At 63.6% G+C, this 17,793-nt stretch carries 11 protein-coding genes and 3 pseudogenes; 2 read left to right on the forward strand and 12 right to left on the reverse strand.

Translation table 11 applies throughout. The annotated features are described in order from the left end of the window. Nucleotides 1-22: 22 nt before the first annotated feature. From NKH05_RS25535 to NKH05_RS25580, 10 genes are all read right to left on the reverse strand, one after another. Nucleotides 23-508 (reverse strand): hypothetical protein, encoded by a 486-nt coding sequence (locus tag NKH05_RS25535; RefSeq protein WP_023717999.1) that lies wholly within the window; start codon nucleotides 506-508, stop codon nucleotides 23-25. A gap of 104 nt (nucleotides 509-612) precedes the next feature. Then, entirely contained in the window at nucleotides 613-3,444 is a 2,832-nt protein-coding gene (locus NKH05_RS25540) for a nitrate reductase (RefSeq protein ID WP_353026341.1), read from the reverse strand. A gap of 3 nt (nucleotides 3,445-3,447) precedes the next feature. Beyond that, complete coding sequence (nirD, locus tag NKH05_RS25545; RefSeq protein WP_352483963.1) at nucleotides 3,448-3,777, reverse strand: nitrite reductase small subunit NirD; 330 nt, start codon at nucleotides 3,775-3,777, stop codon at nucleotides 3,448-3,450. Between the two features lie 66 nt (nucleotides 3,778-3,843). Beyond that, a complete protein-coding gene (gene nirB / locus NKH05_RS25550; RefSeq protein ID WP_352483962.1) occupies nucleotides 3,844-6,294 on the reverse strand; it encodes a nitrite reductase large subunit NirB in 2,451 nt (816 codons plus the stop codon). Nucleotides 6,295-6,313: 19 nt separating this feature from the next. Further along, nucleotides 6,314-7,615 (reverse strand): MFS transporter, encoded by a 1,302-nt coding sequence (locus NKH05_RS25555; protein ID WP_352483961.1) that lies wholly within the window; start codon nucleotides 7,613-7,615, stop codon nucleotides 6,314-6,316. A gap of 547 nt (nucleotides 7,616-8,162) precedes the next feature. Beyond that, the gene (locus tag NKH05_RS25560) at nucleotides 8,163-8,960 is read right to left on the reverse strand and encodes an ABC transporter ATP-binding protein (RefSeq protein ID WP_352483960.1); all 798 of its coding nucleotides are present in this window, start codon (nucleotides 8,958-8,960) and stop codon (nucleotides 8,163-8,165) included. An 11-nt stretch (nucleotides 8,961-8,971) separates the two neighbouring features. Continuing rightward, a complete protein-coding gene (gene ntrB, locus NKH05_RS25565) occupies nucleotides 8,972-9,868 on the reverse strand; it encodes a nitrate ABC transporter permease (RefSeq protein ID WP_352483959.1) in 897 nt (298 codons plus the stop codon). A 74-nt stretch (nucleotides 9,869-9,942) separates the two neighbouring features. Beyond that, the gene (locus tag NKH05_RS25570; protein WP_353026344.1) at nucleotides 9,943-11,259 is read right to left on the reverse strand and encodes a CmpA/NrtA family ABC transporter substrate-binding protein; all 1,317 of its coding nucleotides are present in this window, start codon (nucleotides 11,257-11,259) and stop codon (nucleotides 9,943-9,945) included. A gap of 357 nt (nucleotides 11,260-11,616) precedes the next feature. Then, on the reverse strand, nucleotides 11,617-12,855 hold the full coding sequence (locus tag NKH05_RS25575) for a CmpA/NrtA family ABC transporter substrate-binding protein (RefSeq protein WP_352483957.1): 1,239 nt from the start codon (nucleotides 12,853-12,855) through the stop codon (nucleotides 11,617-11,619). Nucleotides 12,856-12,857: 2 nt separating this feature from the next. Continuing rightward, nucleotides 12,858-13,457, reverse strand: a complete 600-nt coding sequence (locus tag NKH05_RS25580) for an ANTAR domain-containing response regulator (RefSeq protein WP_352483956.1) — start codon at nucleotides 13,455-13,457, stop codon at nucleotides 12,858-12,860. Nucleotides 13,458-13,599: 142 nt separating this feature from the next. Here NKH05_RS25580 and NKH05_RS25585 point away from each other — a divergent pair. Both NKH05_RS25585 and NKH05_RS25590 read left to right on the forward strand, forming a co-directional pair. Continuing rightward, nucleotides 13,600-13,994: pseudogene (locus NKH05_RS25585) on the forward strand (ABC transporter permease subunit); the annotation flags it as partial. A gap of 428 nt (nucleotides 13,995-14,422) precedes the next feature. Beyond that, entirely contained in the window at nucleotides 14,423-15,262 is an 840-nt protein-coding gene (locus tag NKH05_RS25590) for a hypothetical protein (protein ID WP_352495733.1), read from the forward strand. A 289-nt stretch (nucleotides 15,263-15,551) separates the two neighbouring features. Here the strand turns inward: NKH05_RS25590 and NKH05_RS25595 are convergent. Together NKH05_RS25595 and ampH are read right to left on the reverse strand one after the other, a co-directional pair. Next, nucleotides 15,552-16,021, reverse strand: a pseudogene (locus NKH05_RS25595) (ATP-binding protein); the annotation flags it as partial. Between the two features lie 267 nt (nucleotides 16,022-16,288). Further along, nucleotides 16,289-17,444 (reverse strand): annotated as a pseudogene (ampH, locus tag NKH05_RS25600) (D-alanyl-D-alanine-carboxypeptidase/endopeptidase AmpH). Nucleotides 17,445-17,793: the final 349 nt, after the last annotated feature.

Genomic DNA, 17,793 nt, shown 5'->3' on the forward strand with positions numbered 1-17,793 from the left:
CTGTCCCCACGGTCGCACATGCTCAGATCGTGAAGGACCAAAACAGGCAGGCCAGTGTCGCAGCGGCGAAGACGACGAAGAACAGGCTTCTCAACAGGATGTTGCGCCGCAGTTCGTTGATGAAGAGATGGCATCCGACGATGGCTGCGACAAACAGGAACCGCCAGTTCAGCAGTGCCGAGAGCACATCGTGCTGACCGAAAGCAAATCTGGCGGCGAGACATCCAACGATGACCGCGAACAACACGATGACCGTCCAGAAGATTGCATCGGCGGCATGCGTCAGGACGATGCCGGCGAGCCTGATCGGCAGAACCATCATCAGCAGTGCGCTGAGGAAGTAGACCGCCGCGAGCGGAATGAATGCCCCTGCATCGGCGACGTCACTCAAGCGCTTGGCGCCGATCGCGCCATAGGGATAGCCATGCCTGGCCACCGCCAGGCTGAGCGCCATCAGCAAAGCCGTCAGCACGGCCGCAAGCGCGAATGAGGTCAGGGCTTTACTCATGGGGCTCCCGTTCCGAACGAATCGAAGTCAGAACGGTGGTAGCCTATGGTTTGTAAATTGCTAGTAAGCATCATGCAGCGGCGCGGCAGAGTTCCTCGGCGCATTCACTCTGCAGCTTGCAGACGCCGCCCGTCGATAATGGTCTTGATCTCGGCGCGGCAGGAGCCGCAATTGGTGCCGGCGTGAAGGGCGGCGCCGATTGCCGCGACGCTGGTGCAGCCGTCGCGCACCGCTTCCGCGATCTGGTTGGCACCGACCCCGAAACAGGCGCAGACGATGGCGCCGCGGTCGACGCTCTTGCCGCCAGGCCTGCCGGCGACGATCGCCAGCCGCGCCTGCCGATCGGCATGGTCGGCACCCAGTTGTTCGGCCGCCCAGCCGCGCGACACCGCTACCGGGGTAGGCGCAAGATAGAGCGCGCCGACCAGCCGACCGCCCGCGAAACGGGCGAAGCGATGGTGCCCGCCGGCCATGTCGTGATAGGCGAGCGCCTCGCCTTCCGGGCCGAACAGCGCGGCGGCAAACCCGGTCCAGTCGCGGCTGTCCTGCAGCGCAATTTCAAGGCGCCAGCCGGCGGGGCAGCGGGCGAGGCTCCAATAATCGGCGTCGATGGATGCGGGCCGTTCCGCAAGCACCGCGAAGCCGAAGGCCGTGGCGGCGAACCGCTCGATTCGGGCGGCAACGTTCTTTGAAGCCGGCTGGCCTGAAATCGCATCAGTCGTCGGCGCGACCAGGGCATCGACGCGCGCGCGCGCGGAAAACTGATCGGTCCAGTGCATCGGCACGAACACAGAGCCTTGGCGTTGGCGCCCTGTCACCAGCGCGCGGACCACGACCTCGCCATAAGCTGTCGAGACGCGCACAATATCGGCATCGCCGATGCCGTAGTGCTGCGCATCAGCCGGGTGAATTTCGACGAAAGGCTCGGCCATGTGCTGCGACAGGCGCGGGCTCTTGCCGGTTCGCGTCATGGTGTGCCAGTGGTCGCGCACGCGCCCGGTGTTGAGCACCAACGGGTAGTCCAGGCTGGTGCGGGTTTGGGCGGTTGGGCGGATGGCAATAAAGCGTGCCTTGCCGTCGGGTGTGTAGAAATTGCCGTTGGCAAAGAAGCGGGTGCTTTTGTCCTCCGGCTGGCGCCACGCACCCCCCTCTGGCCTGCCGGCCATCTCCCCCTCAGGGGGGGAGATTGGCAGTTTTGCCGGCACCGCCTTTTCAGCAATGGTAACGATTGGCGAAACCGGTGGCGACATCCAATCTCCCCCCTTGAGGGGGAGATGGCCGGCAGGCCAGAGGGGGGTGCCTTGGCTCGGCGCTGGCCATTGGAATGGCGCCAATTTCTCAAAGGTCCCTGAATCAATCGCGCCATACGCGCCTATATCAAAATCGCGCGCGCCGTCATTCTCGAAACCCGACAACGCCGCATGCTCGGCGAAGATGTCGGCCGCCGACACATGCGAAAAAGCTTCGGCAAACCCCATCCGCCTGGCGACTTCAGCGATGATCCACCAATCTGGCCTTGCCTCGCCGGGCGTGGCCAAAAAAGCCCGCTGGCGCGAGATGCGGCGCTCCGAATTGGTGACGGTGCCGTCCTTCTCGCCCCATGCCGCCGCCGGCAGCCGGACCTGAGCATGGCGGACCGTGTCGGTCTCGCCCAGCACGTCCGAGACAACGACAAACGGGCAAGCCTTGATCGCCGCCTCGATGGTATCGGCGTCCGGCATCGAATCGACCGGATTGGTCGCCATGATCCACAGCGCCTTGATGCGTCCGTCGGCCACCGCTTGGAACATCTCGACCGCTTTCAGGCCGGGCTTTTCGACGACGGTCGGCGCGTTCCAGAAGCGCTGCACGCGGTTGCGGTGCTCGGGGTTTTCGATCTCCATGTGGGCGGCCAGCATGTTGGCCATGCCGCCGACCTCGCGGCCGCCCATAGCATTGGGCTGGCCGGTCACCGAAAACGGCCCGGCGCCGGGCTTGCCGATGCGGCCGGTGGCGAGATGGCAGTTGATGATGGCGTTGACCTTGTCGGTGCCCGAAGACGACTGGTTTACGCCCTGGCTGTAGACGGTCACCGTCTTCGCCGTCGCGGCAAACAGGCTGTAGAAGCGGGACAGTTCGTCCTCACTGAGACCCGTGGCAGCCGCGATGCCGGCAAGGTCGAGCGCCGAGGCAGCGAAAAGCGCTTGCCCGAATCCGGTCGTGTGCGCCGTGATATAGGTACGGTCCAGCGCGTTATGCTGGCCGAGATAGGCGAGCAGCCCTGTGAACAAAGCGACGTCGCCATCGGGCGCGATCCCCAGATGCATGTCAGCGATATCCGATGTCATGGTGCGGCGTGGGTCGATCAGCACCACCTTCATCTCGGGCCGCTTTTCCCGGGCAGCGGCAATGCGCTGATAGAGCACCGGATGGCACCAGGCGAGATTGGAGCCGACGAGCACGATCAGGTCGGCAAGTTCCAGATCCTCGTAATTTCCCGGAACCGTGTCCGAGCCAAAGGCGCGGCGGTGGCCGGCGACCGACGAGGCCATGCACAGGCGCGAATTGGTGTCGATATTGGCCGAGCCGACAAACCCCTTCATCAGCTTGTTGGCGACGTAGTAGTCCTCGGTCAGCAACTGGCCGGAAACATAAAAGGCGACCGAATCGGGGCCGTGTTCGGCAATGGTTTGCGAGAAGGTCGAAGCGACTAGATTGAGCGCTTGGTCCCAGCCGGTACGGCGGCCGTGGATTTCCGGATGAAGCAGCCTGCCGTCGAGATCGATGGTCTCGGCCAGTGCGGAGCCTTTGGAGCAGAGGCGGCCGAAATTCGCCGGGTGGTCCGGGTCGCCACGAACGGTTATTTCACCGTCCGCGGCGACCTTCGCCAGCACGCCGCAACCCACCCCGCAGTAGGGGCAGGTGGTCCTCACCTCGCGCGCTTCATCAATCTGCATGGTTCACGCCGCGCGGCTGGCCAGCGCTTCCAGCGCAATGAACAGCCGCTCGCCGTCGATCCGCACCGGAATGGTGCGCACCACGCCCTCGTCGGCGCCGAGCGCCTTGCCTGTCTCGAGCGAGATCACCCAATTGTGCAAAGGACAGGTCACCGCCGTGCCATGGACGATGCCCTGGCTGAGTGGCCCACCCTTGTGCGGGCAATGGTCGTCGATGGCGAAGACTTGATCGTCGGCCGTGCGGAAGACGGCGATCTTTCCTTCGGGTGTGGCGACGCAGCGCGCACCGCGACGCGGAATGTCCGAGAGCGTGCCGATGGATACCCAATTCATGTGGCTATTCCTCTTTTGCGCGTGTTCTTGTCCGAAAACCGCATTCCACTTTTCGGGAACACGCGCCTACTCCGCCGCCTGCGCAAAGCCGACCGAAGCCATCGGCCGGAATTCATGCTTGTCCTTGCCGGAAGCACGTTCCGACCACGGGTCGACCTGGGCGAATTTCTGCGAGAAGACGAAGCGCGCGAAATAGGCCTTGCGCTTCTCGCCATCGTTCATGATCTGGCGCTTGATCTCGGCGATGCCGACGCGCTTGGCCCATTTGTAGATACGCTCGAGATAACGGCCCTGCTCGCGATACATCTGCGTCAACGCCACGATATGCTCCAGCGCCTCGTCCTCGGTCTTGACCAGGCCGAGCACTTCGGTGCCCTTGATGTCGAGCCCGGCGGCGCCGGCGAAATGGATCTCGTAGCCGCTATCGACGCAGATCACGCCGACATCCTTGCAGGTCGCCTCGGCACAGTTTCGCGGACAGCCCGATACCGCCATCTTGACCTTGGCAGGGGTCCACGAGCCCCACATGAATTTTTCGATACGGATGCCCAAACCGGTCGAATCCTGCGTGCCGAAGCGGCACCAGTCGGAACCGACGCAGGTCTTTACGGTGCGCAGCCCCTTGGCATAGGCGTGGCCGGAGACGAAGCCAGCCTGGCCGAGATCGGCCCACACCGCCGGCAGGTCTTCCTTGCGGATGCCGAGCATGTCGATGCGCTGGCCGCCGGTGACCTTGACCATCGGGATCTCGAACTTGTCGACGACGTCGGCGATGGCGCGCAATTCGGCGGCGTTGGTGACGCCGCCCCACATGCGCGGCACCACCGAATAGGTGCCGTCCTTCTGGATGTTGGCGTGAACGCGCTCGTTGATGAAGCGCGACTGGTAGTCGTCGGCGTATTCGTCGGGCCAGTCGCAGACGAGATAATAGTTTAGCGCCGGCCGACATTTGGCGCAGCCGCAGGAGGTCTTCCATTCCAACTCCTGCATGACGGCGGGAATGGTCTTCAGGCCCTTGGCCTTGATCAGCCGGCGGACCTCGTCATGACCAAGCGCGGTGCAACTGCACATCGGCTGGACCGCCGCGGGGTTGTATTTGTCGCCGATGGTCAGCACCATCAACTTCTCGACCAGTCCGGTGCACGAGCCGCAGGAGGCAGACGCCTTGGTGTGCGCGCGCACGTCGTCGAGCGAGGTCAGGCCCTTGGCCGTGATCGCGCCGGTGATCTTTCCCTTGCATACGCCGTTGCAACCGCAGATTTCCGCATCATCCGGCAAGGCTGCAACGGCCGCCATAGGGTCCAGGGGGGCGCCTCCCTGGTAGGACTGGCCGAAGATGAGCGTATCGCGCATCTCGGATATATCGGTCTGCTTCTTCTTGAGGTCGTTGAACCAGGCGCCGTCGGCCGTCTCGCCGTAGAGCACTGTGCCGATGATGCGGTCGTCCTTGAGCACCAGGCGCTTGTAGACGCCGGCCGCCGCATCGCGCAGCACGATCTCCTGGCGGTCATCGCCCTCGGCGAAGTCGCCGAGCGAGAACAGCTCGATGCCGGTGACCTTGAGCTTGGTCGGCGTGTCCATATGGACGAAAGCCGCCGCCTCGTTGCCGGCCAGATGGCTGGCGGCGACGCGCGCCATCTCGTAGAGCGGCGCGACCAGTCCGTAGACCTGGCCGTTGACCTCGGCGCATTCGCCGATTGCGTAGATATCGGGATCATTGCTGCGCATGCCGGCGTCAACGACGATGCCGCGATTGACCGCAATGCCGGCTTCTTTTGCCAGGACCGCGTTCGGCCTGATGCCCACCGCCATGACGACGAGCGTTGCGGGAATGACAGTGCCGTCGGCAAGTTCCACCCGCTCGACCTTGCCGTTGCCGGTGATCGCCTGGGTGTTGGCCTTGGTGATGACCTTGATGCCGCGCTGCTCGACGGCGCGCTGCAGGAGATATCCGGCGGCCGGATCGAGCTGACGCTCCATCAGCGTCGGCATGACATGCAGCACGGTGACGTCCATGCCTTGCGCATTCAAGCCCGCTGCTGCCTCGAGCCCGAGCAGGCCGCCGCCAATGACCACAGCCTTGGCCCGCGACTGGGCGGCAAGCATCATGGCCCGGACGTCGTCCAGATCGCGATACGTGAGCACGCCCGGCAGGTCATGGCCCGGCACCGGAATGATAAACGGCACCGAGCCGGTGGCGATGACGAGTTTGTCATAGGGCTCGGTCACGCCATGATCGGAGGTGACGGTCTTTGCCTGCCGGTCGATGGCGACGATCTTGTGGCCCTTGTAGAGGGTGATGCCGTGCTTGATGTACCAGCCGTCGCCATGGATGATGATCTCTTCATAGGCCTTTTCGCCCGACAGAACCGGCGACAGCATGATGCGGTCGTAGTTCACGCGCGGCTCGGCGTTGAAGATGGTGACCTGGTAGCGCCCAGGCGCCTTTTCCAGGAGGTGCTCCAGCATGCGCCCGGGGGCCATGCCGTTGCCAATGATAACGAGTTTCTCGGTCATGTCCTGATCCACTCCGGTCTCACTCAGCCGCGTAGGAAAGGCCTGAAGCTTCGTCAGACGCCGTGCGCTCCATCCGCCGGATGGAAAAATGCATCCAGGCAAAGCAGGTGGCGACGATGACGAAGAGCAGCATGAAGCAGCTCGACCAGACGCCGGTGAGGTCGTTGAGCGCGCCGAAGACGATTGGCAGGATAAAGCCGCCGAGCCCGCCAATCATGCCGACAACGCCGCCGACCGCGCCGACACTCTGCGGATAGTAAGCCGGGATGTGCTTGTAGACGGCAGCCTTGCCAAGGCTCATGAAGAAGCCGAGCACACAGGCAACGGCTATGAAGGCGAGCGGGCCGACCTCGAAATGGAAGGCGATCGGCCCGCTGACACCGCGCACGACGTAGTCTGCCGAGGGGAGAGACAGAACGAGAGTCGCGGCGGCACTGACAGCGAAGGTCCAGTAGAGCACGGTGCGGGCGCCGATCCGGTCGGAAAGCACGCCGCCATAGGCGCGGAAAATACTTGCCGGAATTGAATAGGCCGCGCCGATCATACCGGCGGTCGCAAGCCCGAAGCCGTAGACGCCGATCAGGTAGCGGGGCAGCCATAGCGAGAGCGCCACGAATGCACCGAAGGCGAAGAAATAATAGAAGGCGAAGCGCCAGACCTGCAGGTTCTTGAGCGGCGCGAATTCCTGCCAGAAGCTTCTCGAGGGCGCGGCCTTGCCGGCGCGGCGCTCGCGGATGACCGGATCGTCGCCGGTCGTGAACCAGAAGACGGCGGCCATGACGACGAGTGCTGCCGCCCAGATCAGCGCGACCGACTGCCAGCCCCAGGAGAGAAGCACGAACGGTGCCAGGAACTTGGTGACCGCGGCGCCGACATTGCCGACACCGAAAATGCCAAGCGCCGTGCCCTGCTTGCCGGCCGGGAAGAAGCGCGAGACATAGGCGACACCGACGGCGAAGGAACCGCCAGCGAGCCCGACGCCCAGCGCAGCGACCAGCATCTGCCCGTAGGTGTGCGCAAAAGCGAGCAGAAAGGTCGCGACCGCCGCCGCAAGCATGGTCGCGGTGTATACCAGCCGTCCGCCAAAACGGTCGGTCCAGACACCGAGCACCATACGCACGAGCGAGCCGGTGAGGATCGGCGTGCCGACGAGCAGGCCGAACTCCGTCTCGTTCAGCCCCAGCTCCTGCTTTATGCGCACGCCGATGATTGAAAAGATCGTCCACACCGCGAAGCAGACGGTGAAGGCGATGGTGGACATGACAAGCGCCTGCCGGGGAGCACTGTCCTGGCTGGGCGCGGCTGGGAGATTTGCGGTCATTTTCTGGCTCCGGTTAGCGGCGTGGGAAGCACCGCCCTTGTGCTGTTCGTTCGCGACTGTCAGCGGCGCGGCATCGCCCGCAGCGCGCTGACGGCGAGAAAATCGCGGCGCGTGAAGTCCGCGAGGGACGCGCCAGTTCCGATCCGTTTCGTCATCGTCGTCTCCGGTTGGGCGCCGCTTGGGACCAGCGCCGTCGATTGCGTCAAAACAAAAAAGCCGCCGGCCAGGTCTTCGCGTCCGGAGTTCCGGGAGCGCGTGTGGACCTGAGCGGCAGCTTTGCCTGTAGCGCCCGCCATTGGACGCCGTGTCACTTGGCCCTTGCGGACCTACATTTTGAAAAGCAGGAAGCGTGCCAAGTCGACAGCGCTCTGAATTATCGAATGAAATCAATGTGAACTGCAGCCGCGCGACTCTTGACCAAGCTCGGCAGCGGATCAAAGATTAGTCAGAATGCCTTGCACAGCAGCATAATATTTGTGCAATGCGGCAGATTGCCCATTGCCGATGCAGATTGCCAATGATGATGACGAGTTTTCCGGTTATTGCCTTACTCCGCGGCTTCGACGAAGCGGTGGCGTTCGTAGAGGAATTTCAGCACCGCCTCGCGGCAGCGCAGGAAGGTGCGGTCAGAGGAAAGCTCGATCCGCCGACGCGGCCGGGCCAGCGGCACGGGAAGCACCTCGCCGATGGTGGCCGCCGGGCCGTTGGTCATCATGACGATGCGGTCGGACAACAGCACCGCCTCGTCGACATCGTGGGTGATCATGATCGTCGTCGAGCCGAGCCTCGAATGGATATCCATCACCGCGTCCTGAAGATGGGCGCGCGTCAGCGCGTCGAGCGCGCCGAAGGGCTCGTCGAGCAGCAGGATCTTCGGCTCCATGGCCAGCGCCCGGGCGATGCCGACGCGCTGCTTCATGCCGCCCGATATCTCGGCCGGACGTTTATCCTTGGCATGCGCCATCTGCACGAGATCGAGATTGCGCATGATCCAGTCATGCCGTTCGGCCCGGCTCCTGCTCCGGCCAAAGACCTTTGATACTGCCAAATTGATGTTTTCGTAGACGGTCAGCCATGGCAGCAGGCTGTGGTTCTGGAACACCACGGCGCGTTCCGGGCCGGGACTATCGACCTCCTTGTCCTCGAGCAGAACGGCGCCGGCCGAGACCTTGGTCAGGCCGGCGATCAGGTTGAGCAAGGTCGACTTGCCGCAGCCTGAATGGCCGATGATCGAGACGAATTCACCTTTGTCGATGGTCAGCCGGATGTCCTTCAGCACGTCGCTGACCTGGCTGCCGCGGGCGAAGGATTTGTCGATGTGGTCGAGTTTCAGATAGGCCGTCATCGTCCCTCTCCTCACTTTGCCGTTGTGCCGCGGGTGACGAAGACGCCGACCGCCGCGACCAGGCGGTCGAGGCAGAAGCCGGTGACGCCGATATAGGCGAGCGCGACGATGATGTCGGGCAGCCGCGATGAGTTCCACGCGTCCCAGATGAAGAAGCCGATGCCGACGCCGCCGGTCAGCATTTCGGCGGCGACGATGGCGAGCCAGGACAGACCGATGCCGATGCGCAGGCCGGTGAAAATGTAAGGTGCAGCTGCCGGCACCATGATCTTCACGAAGAATTCGAACTGGTTGAGCCTGAGGATGCGGGAGACGTTGCGGTAGTCCTCAGGGATGTTGCGGACGCCGACCGCGGTGTTGATGATGATGGGCCAGATCGAGGTGATGAAGATGACGAAGATCGCCGACGGGCTGGAATCGCGGAACGCCGCCAGCGACAGCGGCAGCCAGGCGAGCGGCGGCACCGTGCGCAGGATCTGGAACACCGGATCGAGGCCGCGCATCGCCCAGATCGACTGACCGACAAGCGCGCCGAGCGCAACGCCGACGATCGCCGCAAGGCCGAAGCCGACGGCGACGCGCTGCAGCGAGATCAGCACCCGCCAGGCGAGCCCGATATCCTGCGGGCCGTTGTCGAAGAACGGATGGGCGATCAGGTCATAGGCCTCGTTCCACACCTGGCTTGGCGGTGGCAGGCTGGCTGTGGGCGACGAACAGGCGACCTGCCAGACGACGAGCATGATGGTGATGACAATGACCGGCGGCACCAGCGTGCTGGCCAGCTTGCCGGCGATCGCGGCCGGGTCGAAGCGGCGCCGCGCCCTGGCGGTGAAAGCGATGACCTCGGCGGGCTTGGCCGGCGCGGGGAACGGCTTCACCTTGCTGTCCTCGATGGCTTGGATAGACATTTCTCGAAAACTCCTTGGCAGCACATGCACAACGGGCGGCGTTGCCAACGCACTGTCGCGCATCTATGTCGGGCTCAGGCCGACGCCTTGATCTTCAGGCTGTCGAGATAGGCCGACGGTTTCTCCGGATCGAAGATCTTGCCGTCGAAGAAGGTTTCGGTGCCGCGCGACGAAGACGCCGGAATATCGGCCGCGGCGACACCAAGATCCTTGGCCGCCTCGCGCCACAGATCCTCACGGTTGACCTGGCCGACCAGTGCTTTGATGTCGGTGGTCGGCGCGAACTTGCCCCAGCGGATGTTCTCGGCGAGGAACCAGCTGTCGTGGCTCTTGAAGGGATAGGACACGCCGCCCTGCCAGAACTTCATGTAGAGATCGGTGCCGTTGGCGACGCGGCCATTGCCGTAGTTGATGTCGCCCTTGAGGCGGCCGATGATGTCGGCGGTCGGCACGTTCATCCACTGCCGCTTGCCGATGATGGCGGCCGTCTCGTCCTTGTTTTCTTTTGCCTCGCACCATTGCTGGGCCTCCATGACGGCCATCAGGATCGCCTTGGTGGCGTTCGGATATTTGTCGATGAAGGCGGCGCGCAGGCCGAGCGCCTTTTCCGGATGGCCCTTCCACAGTTCGCCGGTGGTGGCGGCGGTGAAGCCGACGCCCTGATGGACGAGCTGCTCGTTCCATGGCTCGCCGACGCAGAACACGTCCATGTTGCCGACCTTCATGTTGGCGACCATCTGCGGCGGCGGCACGACGATGGTCGAGACATCCTTGTCGGGATCGATGCCGCCGGCAGCCAGCCAGTAGCGCAGCCAGAGGTCGTGCGTTCCGCCCGGGAAGGTCATGGCGGCCTTGACCTCCTTGCCCGCGGCCTTCTTGGCGGCGAAGGCTTCCTTCAGCTTTGAGGCATCGAGGCCGACGCCGGTGGCGGCATATTCCTGGGCGACGGAAATGCCCTGGCAGTCGTAGTTGAGCCGGGCCACGATCGCCATCGGCAGCGGCTGTTTGTTCTGCGTCACCTTGCCGGTGTGCATCAAATAGGGCATCGGCGTCAGGATATGGGCACCGTCAATGCCGTTGGCTTCGCCGCCGAGCACCAGATTGTCGCGCGTTGCGCCCCACGAGGCCTGCTTGAGCACCTCGACATCGGGCATGCCGAATTTCTCGAACAGGCCTTTTTCCTTGGCAATCATCAGCGGTGCCGCATCGGTCAGCGCAATGAAGCCGAGCTTGGCGCCGGTGACTTCCGGCGCGGCGGGTGCCGCATAGGCGCCGGAGGGCAGCAGCGCACGCGCCGCCGCCAGCGTTGCCGCGGTGGTCGCGCTGATCCTCAGGAAATCGCGGCGGCTGATCGCCGGTTGGGCGGAATGGCTATTGGTGCGTTTCGTCATCGTCATCTCCGGTTGGGCGCGGCTTGGGATCGGCGCCGTCGATTGCGTGTTCGACCAAAACAAAAAGCCGCCAGCCAGGCCGCGCGCGTCCGTCATCCGGGATCGCGTGTTGACCTGAGCGGCAGCTTTGCCTGTAGCGCCCGCCATTGGACGCGTATTCCGTGACCCCGAGAAGAGTCTGCCTATTGCAATGCAGGAACCGTGCCAGTTTCGGAATGGATGGTAAACATCAATGAGATCAATGACATACAACAATCGTCGGCGCGCCGGCCCGCTGGGCGCGCAAGCTAAGGATTGTTCATTAGCGCAGTTGCACGCACATTTTTTGTGCAGTGCACAAGAATGGCGCGGAAATGATCAGGCTTCGGCGCGCGCCAATTTCTGGCCGGCAATGTAGGCGTCGATCTCGTCGGGATCGAATATCTGGCCATCGAAGAACCCGTCGGGACCGAGCACCAGGCTTGCCCCCGCCGAACCAACTGGAGTCGCGGCCTTCAGCGCGCCCTCGACCTTGGCATTAGCACCGGGAAGCGCCACGCCAAGCGGCTTCAACGCCGAGCGGTAGAGATCGGGGCGGTAGCAGTCGCGGGCAACAGCGAGGTTTTCCGGCGTGTGCGCGACATGCCCCCAGCGCACCATCTGCGTGTAGAACCACAGCGCATGGCTCTTCCACGGGAAGTTTGCCGCCTTGTCGAAGGGCAGAAAGAAGTCGCCGACGCTCAGTTCGGCGCCGCCGCCGAGCGCAAGATGACCGCTGAGGATTGGCATCTGCAGCGCTGGCGCCAGGCCGAGGAGGGCCGGCTGCGCCATCAGGGCCGTGAGTTCGCCGCGGTTTGCCGGATCCTGGCACCAGCGCGCCGCATGATGCAGCGCGCGCAGCAGGGCCGAAAGCGCGTCCGGCTGTTTTTCCGCCCATGCCTTGCGCACGCCGATGACTTTCTCCGGGCTGGTCTTCCAGATGGCCGCCTTGACCGTGGCGATATGGCCGGTGCCGGCGACGACAGAGGCGCTGTTCCAGGGTTCGCCGACGCAGTAGCCGTCGATCCTGCCGGCGGCGAGCGCGTCCGCCATGAAGGGGGGCGGCACGATGACGATTTCGATCTCATGCGACGGGTCGATGCCGCAGGCGGCGAGCCAGTAGCGCAGTTCGTAATTGTGCCCGGAGTGCGGATGGACGACGGCGAAGCGAAGCGGATCGCCGCCGGCATTCGCCCGTTTGCGGATCAGCGCCCCCAACGCCCTGCCGGCCCGCGCCGGATCGAGGTCGGGTCGGGCGCCGTGCGCGGCCATGCCCGCCCAGACCGCGTTCGAAACCGTGACGCAATTCCCGCCAAGGCCGAGCGAGAACGGCACGACCGTGTCGGAGGCGAGCGGCGTCAGCCCCAGATTGCAGGCGATCGGCATCGGCCCCAGCATATGCGCGAGATCGAAATGGCCGATGGCGATGCGGTCACGGATGTTGGCCCAGGATGTTTCCCGGTTGAGCGTCAGATCGATGCCTTCGCGCAGCGCGAAGCCGATTTCCTTTGCCGCAACGAGGACAGCGCTGTCGAAGAGCGGCATGAAGCCAGCATTGATCCGGTGCTCGGCCGCCATCGTCAACTCTCCTCGGGATCCAGAAGGCCTGCCGCCGTCACCAGGCTCTGGGCGATTTCGCCGATCTTGCGGTTCTGGTTCATGGCGGTCTTGCGCAGCAGCGTATAGGCCGCGTCCTCCGACAAGCCGCGCGACTTCATCAATATGCCCTTGGCGCGATCGATCACCTTGCGGCTTTCCAATTCGCTGCGGGCCTCTTCCAGTTCGCGCGCCATGCGCGAAAACGCGTTAAAGCGGCTGATCGCCATGTCGAGGATCGGCTTGACCCGCTCCTGACGCAGGCCGTCGACGACATAGGCTGAGACCCCCGCCTCCACCGCTGCCTCGATCGAAGCCTGATCCGAGCGATCGACGAACATGGCGATCGGCCGCTTCACCACGCGCGACAGCTGGAACATGTTTTCGAGCATGTCGCGGTTGGGATTTTCGAGGTCGATGACGATCACGTCGGGTTCGATCTCGGCGATCCGCCGCGCTATGCCGGCGACGTCATGGATGACCGTGACCTGCTGATGCCCGGCCTCCCGCAGTCCTGCCTCGATTATCGAAGCGCGGATGTGGTTTTCATCGATCACCAGGACAGTGAGGGATTTGCGGATCATGCCGCATTTTGCGCAGGCGAGGCGATTGTGCAATGCGGCATGGCGAGATTCACGCAAACAAAGCCAGCGTTCAGGCGCCGCCTGAGGCATTGGACGCGACGGCCGTGGCGACGAACTTGACGTCGCGGGCTCGGCACCGGCCTTCACCTTGAGCCGGACCGGCCTTGCCCTTCTGCTCGATGCCGTCGGCGACAACGAACGGGCAACGCGCCTGTCCGGCGTCCGCTATTGGCAGGCGATCACCGCTCTACGTCATCTCGGGCCTGCTCGCCGGCACTGCTCTACATCGGCCCGGTCAAGGCGCCGTCGCTTGCCGAACCGCTGGTGCTGCCTTCGGTGGCCGCCGCCGTGATCGGCGGAACCTCGATCTTCGGCGGCCGCGGCGGCTACATCGGCACAATCATCGGCGCGCTGATCCTCACCGTACTGACGACGCTGCTGACCTGCAGATGCCCCGGAAGGCACGCGGCGGATTTTGTTGGGCTGATCGTGCTGTTTGTGGCGGCGGCTTGTTTGCGGCTTGTGGAGAAGAGATAGGGGGCGCGACACCACCAGCTGCTTTTGACCCTAAGCCGACCGTCGCAGACCAAATCCTGAATGGCTGCTTTTCACGCAAGCGGACTGGCCGCTTTTAGGTCCTTGGACCATCGATCCGGCCTCAGTTCGGATCTGCCGACGTTGCTTTCGACCGGTCCTGTGACCACCGCGGCTTCTACCGGATCGCCAGGGAAGCGAGGCAAGGCAGCGTCAAGTTCGAGCCAGAGATTAAGAAGAACGGAGCCATCGCCGCACAGGCGTCTGCCTCCGTGGGTATGGACGGATTCACTCATGCGCAATATGGATGGGGAGGCCTGCCGTGGCGCTCACATTTTCGCCGCGTCGCTGAGGCAGGTGACGTTCGTTCAATGACGCTGCGCAGGGCGGGTTGCCGCCTGCAGAAGTGTCGATATCAGGGGATCTGGTCGATGACCGACAACAAGCCAGACGTTACCAAGGATTGGCAAGCGACGCAGGGCCAGAAGTCCTCCGCCACGCGTCTTCGCCTTTTCGCCGCACTCTCGTGGATCGTCGCCATTGGCGGCGAGATCTACGGGATTATTCTGCTTCGCCAGAACAAGTTCGACCAGGGACACCTGCCGCTGATCATCGGCCTTCTGGTCGGCATCGCGATTTTCGCAATCGCCGGCAACTTGCTGTGGAAGGCGGCCAACAGGCACGATCCGGCCCGTGCATCCGACGCGGCCAGGTTCTTCTTCCAAAACCAGCTCGGCGCAATCATCACGCTGATTGCCTTCCTCCCGCTGGTTTTCCTGATCCTCACCGACAAAAACATGGATCCGCAGACCAAGAAGGTTGCCGGCGGCATCGGCGCTGCGCTGGCCGTGCTCGCGACGGTCATGGGGATCAGTTTCAAACCCCCATCGGTCGAACAGTACACCCAGGATATGAACGCATGCGCAGCTCAAATCAAGTCGGGGCAGCCCACCACCGCCTGTTCGCCCGACGTCGCCGCTCAGGCGCAGGCGATCGCGACGGACACCGCTGCGGTGGCGGCGGCGACGCGGGACGCGAGCCACCCCGCCGGTCAGGATGTCGTCTACTGGATCGCGCCCGAAAACGGAGCCGCGAAGTCCACCGAGCCGCATGTTTTCCACCTCTGCGCAGGCGTGAGTCCGCTGAAGGACAAGACCGTGAATAGTGGCTCCGTAACGGAGGCCTACGCACAGAACGCCGTCCGCATCACGAAGCAGATCGATATGGAACAGAAGCAGTGCGGGTTCACCGCCACAACCAGCACCAACTGAACCCGCCTGCGCTCGATCGCATCCAGCCGTTGGTCTTGTCGAGAGGAATGACGCGTAAGCGCAGGCTCAGTATTGACTCGCCGAAGCAACGCTAAATACCGGGGATCGCCCCGGCTGGCCATTATTGTCCAGCTGCAAACTTATCCGCGGCGGGCAATGACTGGGCGTCTTACGCACGGCAGCTTCCGGCCTGAGCGCTTCGAATGGAGAATGACGTTAATGCGGCGCAAAGCAGACTTCACCCCGGCCTGATCCAGCGGCGCTTTCTCAGTGCGCCTGCCCCGCCGCTTCACACCACCGCACTCCCCTGCTCCGCCTCCGCCGCATTCGGATCGCCCGGCGCGGTCGCCCAGGCGAGCTCCACCAGCGTCACCGTCCGCCGTCCAACCCCGTCGAGCTGACACACGATCAGCCCCTGCTCCTCGATGTAGGTCAGCAGGCGCGGCGTAGCGAGTGCGAGCCGTAGGCGCGGGCGATCGCGGCGTCGCTCGGGCAGGGCCAGCCCTCCTTAGCGGCGCGGGCGATCATCATGAAGACGCCTTGCATATCCTCGGGCAGCAGCGAGGCGCGCGCCGAGACATCCTGCCAGGCGTGGTCGCCTGCCATATCGGAGCCGAGCCCGGCGCGGGCGCGCGTCAGCATGCGGCGGAACTCCGGCAGGTCCGGCACGACCGCGGCGAGGCCCTCGATGCGGCAGCGGACGACGAACTCCTGATAGAGCACGCCGATGACACGGAAGCCGGCATCAGGCTGCGCCAAGAGGCGGCTGATGGTGTCGGGACTGCGAGCAGCGCGGCATTCGCGGTCGGCTACGAAAGCGGGATGCCGAAGAGGCGAGAGGCAGAACCTTGGCCGCAGCATGAGCAGGCCGTGAGCAGCGATGAAGCCGGCAAAGGTCATCCTCAGGAGGCTAAGCGGTCGGCCGGAAATAGCCGATGTCGCGCTTGCCTTGCCGGGAAATATGCCGTCCGTCAGGCCCCTCCATAGCGCCAATCATCACGCACGTCCTCCCGATCAGCGCGAAAATCAGCGTGGAGCGATCTCTGCGACGAGATCGTTCGTCGTCTTGACCCCAGCCATGAAGCCGGCGGCATTGAATTCGTTCATGACGAAGAAAGCGCCGACGCCGCGTGTCGGTGCAATCGCAACATAGAGAAACATCCCTTGCAGGCCGCCGCTCTTCTGGAGGATGAGCGGGCGATGCTCGTTAGGGAGCATGATGACCCATCCGAGACCCATGGCGTCCATCGGCCCACCGTCATCCAGCCCCATCACCGACGCGAGCCCGTCCCGGTACAAAAAAGCCGCGTGGTTCAAAAGGCGCAACTCGGCGTCGGCCGCGGAAGGCTTGTTGTCGACATGCCAGTTCATCCAGCGCAGCAGGTCGTCCGCGGTCGAGTACAATCCACCGGCGCACTCCATGGCTGTGCTCGTCGGCACGATTGGCATGGGGCTGCCGTCGAAGTTATGGCCCTGCATCAGGCGCGGCTCGTCCTCCGGTCTTGGGTTGAAAACCGTGTCTTTCATGCCGAGGGGATCGAGGACACGCTCTCGAAGGACCTCGGCATAAGGCTTTCCAGACATTCGCGAGCGCCGCTCCGAGGAGGTCGTATCCGAAGTTCGAATAGAGAACGGCGGTGCCCGGCGCGAACAGCAGCGGATTGTCCTTGAGGGCGGCAATCTGCGCCTCTTTGGTGTTCGTAGAGAAAGGGTCTGAGGGGGGCGCCTCGGCCACTGGCACCTCCCGCGGAAGGCCGGAAGCTTGCGCGACGAGATCGATCAGGCGGAGGGCGCGGCCGTCCTTCTCCGGGAGCGTGACGTCCCAGCCAAGGCGATCCTGCAGCCGGTCGGTGAGTTGTACCTTGCCGTCGATCGCCAGCGAGGAAAGCACACCGCCGCAGAACACTTTGCTCACGGACGCGATGCGGAACATTGTGTCGCCGTCGGGCACTTTTTCACTCCCGTCGGCAATCTTGCCGAAACCGGCCAAGGCCGTCTCGCCGTTGCGGACGGCGCCGAAGATCAGGCCAGGCACCTTGGTGGAGAGATACAGGATCGTACCGTTGAACTGCACCGCTTCCGTCAGCAGCTTGTCCTCGGCATGTCCATAAGAGGGAAGGGTGACGGCTGCGATTGCCGTCAAAGCGATGGCCATAAGTCGGCGCGATCGAGACAAACGCATTGCCAAAATCCTTTGATAAAGCTGCAGAATAAAATCTTCGGAAAAAGGGCCGCCGCGTAGTATCTTACCATCTCTCCAGAAGCAGGAGATGTCAACAGAATGAACCGAAGGGGTAATCGGCGGAGGTAGCGTAGGTTCGGCGGATATTTGCGCTACAGTCCTGCCGTATTTCTTGTCTTCGTCAGTTGATCGCGGCTGATCTCTTCATTGACAAACCGACCCGCTGGTAATTTAGAAGATATGTAAAGCGCCGTCGGCAAGAGGGAGTGCTGTAGCGTCGAACAACTTACAATAGCGGATCTGCGTCGCGCCAATCGTCGTCGTATGATGAAGACCGCGCTCGGCCGCC

Origin of the sequence: Mesorhizobium sp. M1399 (assembly GCF_040317735.1) — a bacterium.
In the GTDB taxonomy this organism is placed as follows: Bacteria; Pseudomonadota; Alphaproteobacteria; order Rhizobiales; family Rhizobiaceae; genus Mesorhizobium.